Origin of the sequence: Variovorax sp. 278MFTsu5.1 (genome assembly GCF_048305045.1) — a bacterium.
In the GTDB taxonomy this organism is placed as follows: domain Bacteria; phylum Pseudomonadota; class Gammaproteobacteria; order Burkholderiales; family Burkholderiaceae_C; genus Variovorax; species Variovorax guangxiensis.
On sequence record NZ_CP157622.1, the window covers coordinates 1322238 to 1335685 of the forward strand.

11 protein-coding genes are annotated in these 13448 nt (G+C 67.9%); 7 read left to right on the forward strand and 4 right to left on the reverse strand.

The annotated features are described in order from the left end of the window. The first annotated feature begins 1 nt into the window (after nt 1). The 7 genes from mmsA to ABL844_RS05790 all read left to right on the forward strand — a co-directional run bounded on the left by mmsA (nt 2) and on the right by ABL844_RS05790 (nt 9263). Nucleotides 2-1570, forward strand: a complete 1569-nt coding sequence (gene mmsA, locus ABL844_RS05760) for a multiple monosaccharide ABC transporter ATP-binding protein (RefSeq protein WP_418131878.1) — start codon at nt 2-4, stop codon at nt 1568-1570. Continuing rightward, nucleotides 1557-2774, forward strand: coding sequence for a multiple monosaccharide ABC transporter permease (gene mmsB / locus ABL844_RS05765; RefSeq protein ID WP_418119259.1), 1218 nt, complete (start codon nt 1557-1559; stop codon nt 2772-2774). Before mmsA ends, mmsB begins: the two co-directional genes overlap by 14 nt. A 10-nt stretch (nt 2775-2784) precedes the next feature. Further along, on the forward strand, nt 2785-4308 hold the full coding sequence (locus ABL844_RS05770) for a sugar ABC transporter ATP-binding protein (protein ID WP_418130739.1): 1524 nt from the start codon (nt 2785-2787) through the stop codon (nt 4306-4308). 166 nt (nt 4309-4474) lie between these two features. After that, complete coding sequence (locus ABL844_RS05775; RefSeq protein ID WP_369659513.1) at nt 4475-5524, forward strand: ABC transporter permease; 1050 nt, start codon at nt 4475-4477, stop codon at nt 5522-5524. Then, nucleotides 5521-6549 carry a galactofuranose ABC transporter, permease protein YjfF gene (gene yjfF / locus ABL844_RS05780; RefSeq protein ID WP_418130740.1) on the forward strand — a complete coding sequence of 343 codons (1029 nt, stop codon included), beginning with the start codon at nt 5521-5523 and terminating at the stop codon, nt 6547-6549. Before ABL844_RS05775 ends, yjfF begins: the two co-directional genes overlap by 4 nt. Before the next feature lie 38 nt (nt 6550-6587). Continuing rightward, nucleotides 6588-8336, forward strand: a complete 1749-nt coding sequence (locus ABL844_RS05785) for an IlvD/Edd family dehydratase (protein ID WP_418130741.1) — start codon at nt 6588-6590, stop codon at nt 8334-8336. Between the two features lie 9 nt (nt 8337-8345). Continuing rightward, nucleotides 8346-9263 carry a dihydrodipicolinate synthase family protein gene (locus ABL844_RS05790; RefSeq protein ID WP_184634943.1) on the forward strand — a complete coding sequence of 306 codons (918 nt, stop codon included), beginning with the start codon at nt 8346-8348 and terminating at the stop codon, nt 9261-9263. A gap of 40 nt (nt 9264-9303) precedes the next feature. Here ABL844_RS05790 and ABL844_RS05795 read toward each other — a convergent pair whose 3' ends face one another. The 4 genes from ABL844_RS05795 to cphA all read right to left on the reverse strand — a co-directional run bounded on the left by ABL844_RS05795 (nt 9304) and on the right by cphA (nt 13426). Then, entirely contained in the window at nt 9304-9594 is a 291-nt protein-coding gene (locus tag ABL844_RS05795) for a hypothetical protein (RefSeq protein WP_126025651.1), read from the reverse strand. A 136-nt stretch (nt 9595-9730) separates the two neighbouring features. Beyond that, nucleotides 9731-10222 carry a hypothetical protein gene (locus tag ABL844_RS05800; RefSeq protein ID WP_418130742.1) on the reverse strand — a complete coding sequence of 164 codons (492 nt, stop codon included), beginning with the start codon at nt 10220-10222 and terminating at the stop codon, nt 9731-9733. Nucleotides 10223-10294: 72 nt separating this feature from the next. After that, nucleotides 10295-10705, reverse strand: a complete 411-nt coding sequence (locus tag ABL844_RS05805; RefSeq protein ID WP_369659508.1) for a hypothetical protein — start codon at nt 10703-10705, stop codon at nt 10295-10297. A 153-nt stretch (nt 10706-10858) separates the two neighbouring features. Then, a complete protein-coding gene (gene cphA / locus ABL844_RS05810; RefSeq protein WP_126025654.1) occupies nt 10859-13426 on the reverse strand; it encodes a cyanophycin synthetase in 2568 nt (855 codons plus the stop codon). Nucleotides 13427-13448: the final 22 nt, after the last annotated feature.

Below are 13448 nucleotides of genomic sequence, written 5' to 3' on the forward strand. Positions count from 1 at the left end.
CATGCAGGGCAGCAGCGACGGTGCCGGCGCCATCCTCGAGATGCGCGGCATCACCAAGACGTTCCCTGGCGTGAAGGCGCTGAGCAACGTCAACCTCAGCGTGCGCGCCGGGGAGATCCACGCGGTGGTCGGCGAGAACGGCGCGGGCAAGTCGACGCTCATGAAGGTGCTGAGCGGCGTCTACCCGTGCGACTCGTACACCGGCGAGATCTTCTTTGAGGGCGAGGAGCGCCGCTTCAGGGGCATCGCCGACAGCGAGAAGCTCGGCATCATCATCATCCACCAGGAGCTGGCCCTGGTGCCGCTGCTGTCCATCGCCGAGAACATCTTCCTCGGCAACGAGATCGCCAGCGGCGCGGGCGTGATCGACTGGTTCGCCGCCTATGCGAAGACGCGCGAGCTGCTTGCCAAGGTAGGCCTGAAGGAGCCGCCCACCACGCTGGTGACCGACCTGGGCGTGGGCAAGCAGCAGCTCGTCGAGATCGCCAAGGCGCTGGCCAAGGAGGTGAAGCTGCTGATCCTCGACGAGCCCACCGCCAGCCTCAACGAGAACGACAGCGACGCGCTGCTGATGCTGCTGCTGGAGCTCAAGCGCCAGGGCATCGCGTCGATCCTCATCTCGCACAAGCTCAACGAGATCGCCAAGGTGGCCGACTCGATCACCGTGCTGCGCGACGGCGCGACCGTGGAGACCATGGACTGCCGCGGCCAGCCCATCAGCGAGGACCGCATCATCCGCGGCATGGTCGGGCGCGACATGGCGCACCGCTATCCGCAGCGCGACCCGAAGATCGGCAGCACCGTGTTCGAGGTGCGCGACTGGCGCGTGCACCATGCGCTGCACGCCGACCGCGAGCAGATCAAGGGCGTGAGCCTGAACGTGCGCCAGGGCGAGATCGTCGGCATCGCGGGCCTCATGGGCGCGGGCCGCACCGAGCTGGCCATGAGCATCTTCGGCCGCTCCTACGGCCAGCGCATCAGCGGCTCGGTGTTCATGCACGGCAAGCCGGTGGACGTGAGCACGGTGCGCAAGGCCATCGACCAGGGCATCGCCTACGTCACCGAAGACCGCAAGGGGCTCGGGCTGGTGCTGGAGGAAGACATCCGCAAGAACATCAGCCTCGCGAACCTGGATGCGATTGCCGACAGGTCGGTGATCGACCACGGGCGCGAGTTCAAGGTGGCCAACGAGTACCGCAAGGCGCTCAACATCCGCTGCTCGGGCATCGAGCAGCTGGTGGTCAACCTTTCCGGCGGCAACCAGCAGAAGGTGGTGTTGAGCAAATGGCTCTTCACGAAGCCCGAGCTGCTGATCCTCGACGAGCCCACGCGGGGCATCGACGTGGGCGCCAAGTACGAGATCTACACCATCATCGACAGGCTTGCCAGCGAGGGCAAGGGCATTCTCATGATTTCTTCCGAACTGCCGGAGCTGCTCGGCATGTGCGACCGCATCTACGTGATGAACGAGGGGCGATTCGTCGCCGAGTTTCCGGCTTCAGAAGCCTCTCAGGAGCGCATCATGCATGCCATCGTGAGTTCGGGGAGTTCCGTCCATGTCGCATCCTGAAGTCAACGTGGCGAAACCGGCGGTGCCGGTACAGGAGGGCGCAGCCGCGAAGCTGCATGCCGGTTTCCTGAAGAACAACCTGCGCGAATACGGCATGCTGATCTCGCTGGTCGCGATCATGGTGCTGTTCCAGGTGCTGACCGACGGCACGCTGCTGCGGCCGCTGAACCTGACGAACCTGCTGCTGCAGAACAGCTACGTGGTCATCATGGCGCTGGGCATGCTGCTGGTGATCGTGGCGGGGCACATCGACCTGTCGGTGGGCTCGGTGTGCGGCTTCATCGGCGCGCTGGCGGCGGTGCTGATGGTGGAGTACGACTGGCACTTCGTGCCGACGGCGCTGGTGAGCATCCTCGCGGGCGCGATCATCGGCGCGGCGCAGGGCTGGTTCGTGGCCTTCCGAAAGATCCCGTCCTTCATCGTCACGCTCGCGGGCATGCTGGTGTTCAAGGGGCTGACGCTTGCGCTGCTGGCGGGGCAGTCGGTGGGGCCGTTTCCTGTGGAGTTCCAGCGTCTGAGCTCGGGCTTCATTCCCGATCCGCTGGGCGGCGACGCCTTCCGCACCACCTCGCTGATCGTGGGCGCGCTGGCCGCCGTGGCGCTGGTGTTCTTCAAGATGCGCGGGCGCGCCAAGCTGGCGGCGCACGGCATGGAGCAGGAGCCCTACGCCTTCTTCCTGGTGAAGAACCTGTTCTTCGCGGCCATCATCCTGTTCTTCAGCTACCTGCTGTCGACCTACAAGGGCCTGCCCAACGTGCTGATCGTGATGGCGGTGCTGATCGTGGTGTACGACTTCGTCACCAACCGCACCACCGTCGGCCGGCGCATCTACGCGCTGGGCGGCAACGAGAAGGCGGCTCGGCTGTCGGGCGTGAAGACTCAGCGGCTGGCCTTCCTCACCTTCGTGAACATGGGCGCGCTGGCGGCGCTGGCCGGCCTCGTGTTCGCGGCGCGGCTCAACACGGCCACGCCAAAGGCCGGCCTGGGCTTCGAGCTCGACGTGATCGCGGCCTGCTTCATCGGCGGCGCTTCGGCCTCGGGCGGCGTGGGCAAGGTGATGGGCGCGGTGATCGGCGCCTTCATCATGGGCGTGATGAACAACGGCATGTCGATCCTCGGCATCGGCATCGACTATCAGCAGGTCATCAAGGGACTGGTGCTGCTGGCGGCGGTGTTCATCGACGTCTACAACAAGAACAAGTGACGGGCAGCACATGGCAGACGCAAGCGCCACCAGCCCCGTTCTCCAGCTCCGGGGCATCCACAAGCAATTCGGTGGCATCCCGGTGCTGCGCGACGTGCGGCTCGACCTGTATCCGGGTGAGATCCACGCGCTCATGGGGCAGAACGGCGCTGGCAAGTCGACGCTGATCAAGGTGCTCACGGGCGTGCTGCCGTCCAGCGGCGGCGAGATGCTGCTCGAGGGCAGGCCGATCCGCGCGCATTCGCCGCTGGAGGCGCAGAAGCTCGGCATCAGCACCGTCTACCAGGAAGTGAACCTGTGCCCGAACCTTTCGGTGGCTGAGAACGTGTTCGCCGGGCGCTATCCCCGCAAGGGCGCGGCGCAGGGCTTTCGCATCGACTGGGCCGCGGTGAACCGGCGCGCCGAGGAGCTGCTGGCGCGCATCGGGCTCGACATCGACGTGACGCGGCTGCTGTCGAGCCACTCGGTGGCTGTGCAGCAGATGGTGGCCATCGCACGGGCACTGGGCGTGTCGTCGAAGGTGCTGATCCTCGACGAGCCCACCTCCAGTCTCGACGACGACGAGGTCGAGAAGCTCTTCGACGTGCTGCGGCGGCTGCGCGCCGAGGGGCTCGCCATCGTCTTCGTGACGCACTTCCTCAACCAGATGTACGCGGTGTCGGACCGCATCACGGTGCTGCGCAACGGCGCGTGGATCGGCGAGTGGAAGGCGGCCGACCTCGGGCCGCAGGCGCTGATCGCGGCGATGCTCGGACGTGAGCTCGCGGCGCAGTCGGCGCGGCCGGCCGCGCTGCCTTCGTTCGACGAGGCCGCGCCTGCGCTGCTGCAGATCGAGGGGCTCGGGCAGGCGGGCCAGCTGCAGGCGACCGACCTGCGCGTGCGCGCGGGCGAGGTCGTCGGCATCGCGGGCCTGCTGGGCGCGGGCCGCACGGAACTGGCGCGGCTGCTGTTCGGGCTGGAGACGCCGGACCGCGGCGTGCTCAAGGTCGATGGCCGCAGCGTGAGCTTCTCGAATCCGGCCGACGCGATCCGCGAAGGCCTGGCGTTGTGTCCGGAAGAACGCAAGACGGACGGCATCGTCGCCGAGCTGTCGGTGCGCGAGAACATCGCGCTGGCCTTGCAGGCGCGGCTGGGCACGAAGCGCTTTCTCTCGCACGCGGAGCAGACGGCGATGGCGGAGAAGTTCGTCGCGTCGCTCGGCATCAAGACGGCGAGCGTCGAGACGCCGATCGGGCTGCTTTCGGGCGGCAACCAGCAGAAGGCCGTGATCGCGCGCTGGCTCGCGACCGAACCGCGCCTGCTGATCCTCGACGAGCCCACGCGCGGCATCGACGTGGCGGCCAAGCAGGAGATCATGGAAGAGATCCTGCGGCTCGCGAAGGCCGGCATGGCGGTGATCTTCATCTCCTCGGAGATGAGCGAGGTAGTGCGCGTGGCGCATCGCATCGTGGTGCTGCGCGACCGGAAGAAGGTGGGCGAGCTGCCGGGCGGCTCGACCGAGGATGAGGTGTACGAAATGATTGCGGCGACGTGATGGCGACCCTGTTTTCGTGTTGTCCCCTCTCCCGCTTGCGGGAGAGGGCTAGGGTGAGGGCATCGGCTTTCGAAAAGCAAGGTGCTCCGGTTCAGGCCACACCCTCACCCCAACCCTCTCCCGCAAGCGGGAGAGGGGGCAAGACCGCCTCGGTGGAGCAACTGTCATGACCAACGCCGAAAACAATCGCTTGGCGGCTGCGATGCGCCATCGCCTCGCCTGGCCCATCGTCACGCTGCTGCTCCTGCTCGCAGTGAACACCGCCTTCAACGCCAGCTTCCTGCACCTCGAATGGCGCGACGGCCATCTCTACGGCAGCCTCGTCGACATCCTCAACCGCGCAGCGCCGCTGGTGCTGGTGTCGCTCGGCATGACGCTGGTGATCGCCACCCGTGGCATAGACATCTCGGTGGGCGCCGTGGTGGCCATCGCAGCTGCGCTCGCGGCCTGGATGATCGGCGGCTCGGTGTCCAGCGACACGAGCCGATTCCCGATGCCGCTTGCGATCCTCGCGGCCATCGGCATCGCGCTGGTGTGCGGGCTGTGGAACGGCCTGCTGGTGGCCAAGGTGGGCATGCAGCCGATCATCGCGACGCTGATCCTGATGGTGGCGGGGCGCGGCATCGCGCAGCTGATCGCCGACGGGCAGATCATCACCATCTACTACAAGCCCTTCTTCTTCCTCGGCAGCGGCTACCTGCTGGGGCTGCCGTTCTCGCTGTTCATCGTGGCGGCGGTGTTCGCGCTGCTGTACCTGGCGATCACGCGCACGGCGCTGGGGCTCTTCATCCAGGCGGTGGGCATCAACCCGACGGCGGCGCGCGTGGCGGGCGTGCAGGCGCGGCGGCTGATCGTGGGCGCCTATGCCTTTTGCGGGGCCTGCGCGGGCGTGGCGGGGCTTCTCATCAGCTCCAACGTGAAGAGCGCGGACGGCAACAACGCGGGGCAGCTCATCGAGCTCGACGCGATTCTCGCGGTGACGCTGGGCGGCACCGCGCTCACGGGTGGGCGCTTCAGCCTCGTGGGTAGCGTGATCGGCGCGCTCATCATCCAGACGCTCACCTACGCGATCTACTCGCTGGGCGTGCCGCCCGAGATCAACCTCGTGGTGAAGGCGGGCGTGGTGTTCGTGGTGATGCTGCTGCAGTCGCCGGAGTTCAGGTCGCAGGTGCGCACGCTGGTGCAGCGGCCGGTGCATGAAGGAGGACGGGCATGAGCGCGGTGATCGATGCTGCACCCTCGCCTCAACCCTCTCCCGCGCGCGGGAGAGGGGGCAAGAGGGGGCTCAATCCCAAGTACCTGCCGTTGGCGGCGACCGTCTCGCTGTTCGTGCTGGTGGCCACGCTGGGTTCGGTCTTCTACGACGGCTTCTTCTCGGCGCAGGTCTTCCTCAACCTGCTGATCGACAACGCCTTCCTCATCGTCGTGGCGGTGGGCATGACCTTCGTGATCCTCTCGGGCGGCATCGACCTGTCGGTGGGCTCGGTGATCGCGCTCACCACCATGGTGTCGGCCTCGCTGGTGGAGAAGCACGGCTGGAGCCCCGGCATCGTGATTCCGCTGGTGCTCGCGATGGGCACGGCGTTCGGCGCCTTCATGGGGGTGCTCATCGAGCGCTTCAGGCTGCAGCCCTTCATCGTCACGCTCGCGGGCATGTTCCTGGCGCGCGGGCTTTGCTACCTCATCAGCATCGATTCGATCAGCATCACCAACGAGTTCTACTCCGAGGTCTCGCAGATCCGCATTCCGGTGTGGGGCGAGGCCTCGGTGTCGATCAGCGCGGTGATCGCCATCGCGGTGCTGCTGGCGGCGATCTTTCTCGCGCACTGCACTCCGTTCGGGCGCGCGGTGTACGCCATCGGCGGCAGCGAGCAGTCGGCGGTGCTCATGGGCCTGCCGGTGCGCCGCACGCTCATCGGCGTGTACACGCTCTCGGGCTTCTGCTCGGCGCTGGCGGGCGTGATCTTCACCTTCTACATGCTCTCGGGCTACGGCCTGCATGCGGTCGGGCTGGAGCTCGACGCCATCGCGGCGGTGGTGATCGGCGGCACGCTGCTCACCGGCGGCGTGGGCTACGTGGCGGGCACGCTCTTCGGCGTGCTGATGCTGGGCATCATCCAGACGCTCATTTCCTTCGACGGCACGCTGAGCTCGTGGTGGACGCGCATCGTCGTCGGAGCGCTGCTGTTCGTGTTCTGCCTGCTGCAGCGCTTCTTCACGTCGCGCACGCCACGGCGCTGACCTTCTTTTTTCCTTTCTCTCCCCTCAGGACAACTCGCATGCCGGACACCCCTCCGAAGAAACTGCGCTCGACCGAATGGTTCGGCTCGGCCGACAAGAACGGCTTCATGTATCGAAGCTGGATGAAGAACCAGGGCATTCCGGACCACGAATTCGACGGCCGGCCGATCATCGGCATCTGCAACACATGGTCGGAGCTCACGCCCTGCAACGCGCACTTCCGCAAGATCGCCGAGCACGTGAAGCGCGGCATCTCGGAGGCGGGCGGCTTCCCGGTGGAGTTCCCGGTGTTCTCCAACGGCGAATCGAACCTGCGGCCGACCGCGATGCTCACGCGCAACCTCGCCAGCATGGACGTGGAAGAAGCCATCCGCGGCAACCCGGTTGATGCGGTGGTGTTGCTCGCCGGCTGCGACAAGACCACGCCCGCGCTGCTGATGGGCGCGGCCAGCTGCGACATCCCGGCCATCGTGGTCACCGGCGGGCCGATGCTCAACGGCAAGCTCGAGGGCAAGAACATCGGCTCCGGCACGGCCGTGTGGCAGCTGCACGAATCGCTGAAGGCGGGCGAGATCAACCTGCACCAGTTCCTCTCGGCCGAAGGCGGCATGTCGCGCTCGGCAGGCACCTGCAACACCATGGGCACGGCCTCGACCATGGCCTGCATGGCCGAGGCGCTGGGTACCTCGCTGCCGCACAACGCGGCGATTCCGGCGGTCGACGCGCGGCGCTACGTGCTCGCCCAGATGTCGGGCATGCGCGCGGTGGAGATGGCGAAGGAGGGGCTCACGCTGTCGAAGATCCTCACGCGCGAGGCCTTCGAGAACGCGATCCGCGTGAACGCGGCTATCGGCGGCTCGACCAACGCGGTGATCCACCTGAAGGCGATCGCCGGGCGCATCGGCGTCGATCTGGAGCTGGAGGACTGGACGCGCATCGGCAGCCACACGCCGACCATCGTCGACCTGATGCCTTCGGGGCGCTTCCTGATGGAGGAGTTCTATTACGCGGGCGGCCTGCCGGCGGTGCTGCGCCGGCTTGGCGAGAACGGGCTGCTGCCGCATCCCGATGCGCTGACGGTGAACGGCCAGTCGATCTGGGACAACGTGCGCGATGCGCCCAGCCTCGACGACGAGGTGATCCGCCCGATCGACAAGCCGCTGATCGCCGATGGCGGCATCCGCATCCTGCGCGGCAATCTCTCGCCGCGCGGCGCGGTGCTCAAGCCCTCGGCCGCGTCGCCGGAGCTGCTGAAGCATCGGGGCAGGGCGGTGGTGTTCGAGAACCTGGAGCACTACAAGGAGCGCATCGTCGACGAAGACCTGGACATCGACGCCAGCTGCGTGATGGTTCTGAAGAACTGCGGGCCCAAGGGCTACCCGGGCATGGCCGAGGTCGGGAACATGGGGCTGCCGCCGAAGCTGCTGCGCCAGGGGGTGAAGGACATGGTGCGCATCTCGGACGCGCGCATGAGCGGCACGGCCTACGGCACCGTGGTGCTGCACGTCGCGCCCGAGGCGGCCGACGGCGGGCCGTTGGCCGCGGTGCGCGACGGCGACTGGATCGAGCTCGACTGCGATGCAGGGCGCCTGCATCTGGACATCAGCGACGAGGAGCTGGCCGCGCGGCTGGCTTCGCTGTCGGCTTCGGACGCGCAGCCGATGAGCACGCGCGGCGGCGGCTACCAGAAGCTCTACGTCAACCATGTGCTGCAGGCCGACGAGGGCTGCGACTTCGATTTTCTCGTCGGCTGCAGAGGCGCCGCCGTTCCCCGCCACTCACACTGATTTATCACCATGACCCCCAGATACCGCGGCATCTTCCCGGTGGTGCCCACCACCTTCACCGAACAGGGCGCGCTCGATCTCGAAAGCCAGAAGCGCTGCGTCGACTTCATGATCGACGCGGGCTCGGACGGGCTCTGCATCCTCGCGAACTTCTCGGAGCAGTTCGTGCTGTCCGACGAGGAGCGCGAGGTGCTGACCCGAACCATCCTCGAACACGTGAAGGGCCGCGTGCCCGTGATCGTGACCACCACGCACTACAGCACCAAGGTCTGCGCCGAGCGCAGCCGCCGTGCGCAGGACATGGGCGCCGCGATGCTGATGGTGATGCCGCCTTACCACGGCGCGACCTTCCGCGTGCCCGAGCCGCAGATCTACGAGTTCTACGCGCGGCTGTCGGACGCGGTGGGCATCCCGATCATGATCCAGGACGCGCCGGCCAGCGGCACGGTGCTGTCGGCGCCGTTCCTCGCGCGCATGGCGAAGGAGATCGAGCAGGTGGCGTACTTCAAGATCGAGACGCCCGGCGCCGCATCGAAGCTGCGGGAGCTGATCCGTCTGGGCGGCGACGCCATCGAGGGACCGTGGGATGGCGAGGAGGCCATCACGCTGATGCCTGACCTCGATGCCGGTGCGACCGGATCGATGACGGGGGGCGGTTATCCGGACGGCATCCGCCCGATCATCGAGGCGCACCGCTCGGGCGACCGCGACAAGGCCTTCGCGCTGTACCAGCAGTGGCTGCCGCTCATCAACTACGAGAACCGCCAGGCAGGGCTGCTGGCCTGCAAGTCATTGATGAAGGAGGGCGGTGTGATCGCCTGCGAGGCGCCCCGCCACCCCCTGCCGGCCATGCACCCCGACACGCGTGCCGGCCTGATCGAGACCGCAAGGCGACTCGATCCGATGGTGCTGCGTTGGGGGAAGTAAAGAGAAAAGAGAAGAGGGGTGGGAAGGAAGCCGGGGCCGCTCAGGCCTTGGCTTCGGGTGCGTTCTTCCTGGGTTCGCTGCTCTTTTCGAGTTCGCTGACCTGCAGCGACAGATCGAACAGCTTGGACTTGCTGGCGTAGTAGCGGTCGAGGCGCCACTCCTTCAGGATGTCCATGGCGAGCTGGAAGCTCTTGTAGTCGAGTTCGTAGAGGGTGATGAGTTCGAAGCTTCGTTCGGACTCCAGAGCCAGCACGAGCTGGGCCAGGATCTTGGCCGAATCGTTGGCCGGGTCCGTTTCGATGAATCGGCGAGCGACCTTGATGGCATTCATGAAAAAGAGTTCCTCGGTAGGCAGGGACCGGGAACTATAGCTAGCACGCCGCGGCGTTTTGTGACAGAAATATGACATTAGGGGCATCGCCTTCCCGGGGGAAATGGCGATGCCCCTGTGTGGAAAGACTGCTAGATCAACGGATGGGCGCCGGCATGGGCCGGGGCATCGGTATCGGTTGCGGCATGGGCTGCGGCATCGGCATCGGCTGGGGTGCCATGGCCGGCGGGGGCACCGGAACCATGGTGGTGGTGACCGACTCGCGGATCACGCCGCCGCCCATCACGCTGCCGTCGACGTTGGCCGTGGTGTTGCCGCTGCTGCCGAGCACGCGGGCTTCACAGGCCGGGCGGTCGGCAGGCTGCTGCAGGCCGCAGCGGGCGAGCGCATTGGCGCGGTAGTCGGGGGCGCTGGTCAGGCCGCCGCGTGCCGCGGCCTGGCGCGCGGCGCCGGCTTCGCGGATGCAGGCGGCACGATCCTGCTGGTTGTGGCCGCAGACGGCCAGTTCCTGCTGGTAGGTGCTGGACGATTCACCGCGCTGCGGCGGTGCGGCCGAAGCGGCTGCGGAAACCGTGAGTGCCCCGGCGGCGAACATGGCGAAGAGCATCGAACGCGGGTTGCTTTTCATGGATGACTCCTTGAGGTGAGCTGGATAACCAGGAGAGATTGGACCGCCCGTATCTGGGCGGGTTCATTCGATTCAGCGCGCCGGCACTGTCTGCGGCGGCAGGGGCGTCACGGTCTCGCGGATCACGCCGCCGCCCATCACGCTGCCTTCGGTGGTGGTGCGCGGACCGCCCTTGATGCGCGCCTCGCAGGCCGGTTGCTCGGCCGCAGGCAGTTCGCTGCAGCGGGCCAGCGAATTGACCTGCTCCCGCGCGGGGCTGGGGCTGGTCAGGCCGCCGCGGGCCGCTTCCTGGCGCGCGGCTCCGGCTTCGCGCAGGCAGGCGGCACGGTCTTGCTGGACGCCGTCACAGGTGGCGCGCTCCTTCTGCAGGCGGGCGTCGCTGCCCGGCGCCTGCGCGCTGGCCGTCTGCGCGCCGAAGACGATGAAGCCACCGGCGGCGAAGGCGGCCGTGGCGGAAAGAACGGAACGAAGGGTTTTTCTCATGCGGGCTCCTCTGTGAAGGCACGCCCTCAAGGAGGTGCGTGACTGGAGCCCCAGTGTGCTGTGGGAGGCGGCCGGCGGTCTGTGGGACAGCCGCACGCCGCCAACCGGGCCGGACGCGCCCCAGCGTGTGGGACATGTCCGGCAAGCGCGGCTTCAGCCTGCTGCGATCCGTTGGGCCAGGTGAGCGAGCGCTTCCTCGACCTGGTCGACCAGGATCAGCGAGAGATCGCCCGGCTGCAGGCGCGCCAGCGCGGCGTCGATGGCCACGAACTCGCCGCGGATCTCGTCGATGTAGCGCGTGCGGGCCGCGCCCTGCAGGCCCTGGCGCAGCAGCGCCATGACTTCGCCGTCGGCGCGGCCGCGCTGCGCCGCGTCCTGGTAGAGGATCACGTCGTCGAAGGCCTGGCCGAGGATGGCCGTCTGGTCGCGGATGTCGGAGTCGCGCCGGTCGCCCGCGCCGCTGATGACCACCGAGCGCTTCTTCGCCGGCATCGTGTCCACGGCCGACACCAGCGCGCGCATAGCGTCGGTGTTGTGGCCGTAGTCGGCGATCACGGTCGCGCCGCGGTAGTCCATGACGTTGAAGCGCCCGGGCACGCCGGCCGCGTCGTTCATGAAGCTCGCGAGGCCGCTGCGGATGGTGTCCCAGTCGAGGCCCACGCCCCAGGCCGCGGCCACGGCGGCCATCACGTTGTCGACCTGGAAGCCGATGCTGCCGCCGCGCGTGATGGGTACGTCGCGCAGCGGAATGCGTTCGCGCCACGAGCCTTCGGCGGCCACCAGCGTGTCCTGGTCGACGTACACCGTGCGCTTGCCCTGCGCGCGGTGCGTGGCCATCACAGGATGCATGCGGTCGGCGGTGAAGAAGATCACGTTGCCGGGGCAGCCTGCCGCCATGGCGGCGACGTTGACGTCGGCCGCGTTGAGCACCGCGTAGCCGTCGGGCGCCACGTTGCGCACGATCACGCGCTTGAGCACCGCCAGGTCTTCCACGGTGGTGATGTAGTTCAGGCCCAGATGGTCGCCGCTGCCGATGTTGGTGACCACCGCCACCTGGCAGCGGTCGAAGCCGAGGCCCTCGCGCAGGATGCCGCCGCGCGCCACTTCGAACACTGCCGCGTCGACGTCGGGGTGCATCAGCACGTTGCGCGCGCTCTTGGGGCCGCTGCAGTCGCCGCTGTCGGTCTGGCGGCCGTCGACGTACACGCCGTCGGTGTTGGTCATGCCGGTGCGCAGGCCGCTCGATGCGAGCAGGTGGTTGATCAGGCGCGCGGTGGTGGTCTTGCCGTTGGTGCCCGTGACGGCCACCACGGGAACGCGGCCGTCGTCGCCGTGGGCGAAGAGGGTGTCCATGACCGCCTCGCCGACCGCGCGGCCGCGGCCGAACGAAGGCGAGATGTGCATGCGCAGTCCGGGCGCGGCATTTACCTCCACCACGCCGCCGTGCTGCTCCTCGAGCGGGCGCAGCACGTTCTCGCAGACCATGTCGACGCCGCAGATGTGCAGGCCGACCATCTGCGCCGCGTCGATGGCACGCGCCGCGACTTCGGGGTGCACGGTGTCGGTCACGTCGGTGGCGGTGCCGCCGGTGGACAGGTTGGCGTTGTTGCGCAGCACCACGCGCTGGCCGCGCGCGGGCACGCTGTCGGGCGTGAGGCCCTGCGATTCGAGCCGGCCGATGGCGATGTCGTCCAGGCGGATCTTGGTGAGCGAGGTGGCGTGGCCCTCGCCGCGGCGCGGGTCGAGGTTCACGGTGTCGACCAGCTGGCGCACGGTGGAGCTGCCGTCGCCGATGACCTGCGGCGGATCGCGGCGCGCGGCGGCCACGAGGCGGTCGCCCACCACCAGCAGGCGGAAGTCGAAGCCGGGCAGGAACTTCTCGACCATCACCTCGCCGTAGACGGCGGCCGATTCGTAGGCCGCGAACAGTTCCTCGCGCGAGTTGATGTTGACCGTGACGCCCTTGCCCTGGTTGCCGTCCTGCGGCTTCACCACGACCGGCAGGCCGATCTCGTTGGCGGCGGCCCAGCCGTCTTCCGCGCTGCTCACCGGGCGGCCCAGCGGCACCGGCACGCCGGCGGCGTTGAGCAGCTGCTTCGTCAGTTCCTTGTCCTGCGCGATCGACTCGGCCACGCCGCTGGTGCTGTCGACTTCGGCGGCCTGGATGCGGCGCTGCTTGGAACCCCAGCCGAACTGCACCAGGCTGCCGCGCGTGAGGCGGCGGTACGGAATGCCGCGCGCCACGGCCGCATCGACGATGGAGCCGGTGCTCGGGCCCAGGCGCTCCGACTCGTCGAGGTCGCGCAGTTCGGCGATGGCGGCTTCGGCGTCGAAGGGCGTGTCGTTCTGGGCGGCGACGATCAACTCCTCGGCCAGCTCGGCGGCGCGGCGACCCACGGCCTCCTCGCTGTACTGGAACACGACCTGGTAGACGCCTTCTTCCACGGTGGGGGAGGTGTGGCCGAAGTTGACCGCGCAGCCGGCCTGCGCCTGCAGCGCGACCGCGGCGTTCTCCAGCACGTGGGCCAGCGCCAGCGGCTGGCCCAGCACCATCGGGTGCAGCTCGCCGATGGTCGGGAAGCGGGCGCGCAGGCGGTCTTCGAAGCCGCTCAGCTTGCTGATGGCGTTCTCGTCGCCCTGGCAGGCCACGACCGCCTCGATGGCGGTATGGCGGCTCCAGAGATTGGGCCCGCGAAGGGCTCGGGTGCGGGTGACTTTCATGGGGCTGCGAGAGCTACGGTAC

Bases quoted from the DNA above. Each gene is read 5' to 3' on its own strand.
- ABL844_RS05770 (WP_418130739.1), top strand. From the start codon at position 2,785: ATGGCAGACGCAAGCGCCACCAGCCCCGTTCTCCAGCTCCGGGGCATC.
- yjfF (WP_418130740.1), top strand. From the start codon at position 5,521: ATGAGCGCGGTGATCGATGCTGCACCCTCGCCTCAACCCTCTCCCGCG.
- ABL844_RS05775 (WP_369659513.1), top strand. From the start codon at position 4,475: ATGACCAACGCCGAAAACAATCGCTTGGCGGCTGCGATGCGCCATCGC.
- ABL844_RS05805 (WP_369659508.1), bottom strand. From the start codon at position 10,705: ATGAGAAAAACCCTTCGTTCCGTTCTTTCCGCCACGGCCGCCTTCGCC.
- mmsA (WP_418131878.1), top strand. From the start codon at position 2: ATGCAGGGCAGCAGCGACGGTGCCGGCGCCATCCTCGAGATGCGCGGC.
- ABL844_RS05785 (WP_418130741.1), top strand. From the start codon at position 6,588: ATGCCGGACACCCCTCCGAAGAAACTGCGCTCGACCGAATGGTTCGGC.
- cphA (WP_126025654.1), bottom strand. From the start codon at position 13,426: ATGAAAGTCACCCGCACCCGAGCCCTTCGCGGGCCCAATCTCTGGAGC.
- ABL844_RS05795 (WP_126025651.1), bottom strand. From the start codon at position 9,594: ATGAATGCCATCAAGGTCGCTCGCCGATTCATCGAAACGGACCCGGCC.
- ABL844_RS05800 (WP_418130742.1), bottom strand. From the start codon at position 10,222: ATGAAAAGCAACCCGCGTTCGATGCTCTTCGCCATGTTCGCCGCCGGG.
- mmsB (WP_418119259.1), top strand. From the start codon at position 1,557: ATGTCGCATCCTGAAGTCAACGTGGCGAAACCGGCGGTGCCGGTACAG.
- ABL844_RS05790 (WP_184634943.1), top strand. From the start codon at position 8,346: ATGACCCCCAGATACCGCGGCATCTTCCCGGTGGTGCCCACCACCTTC.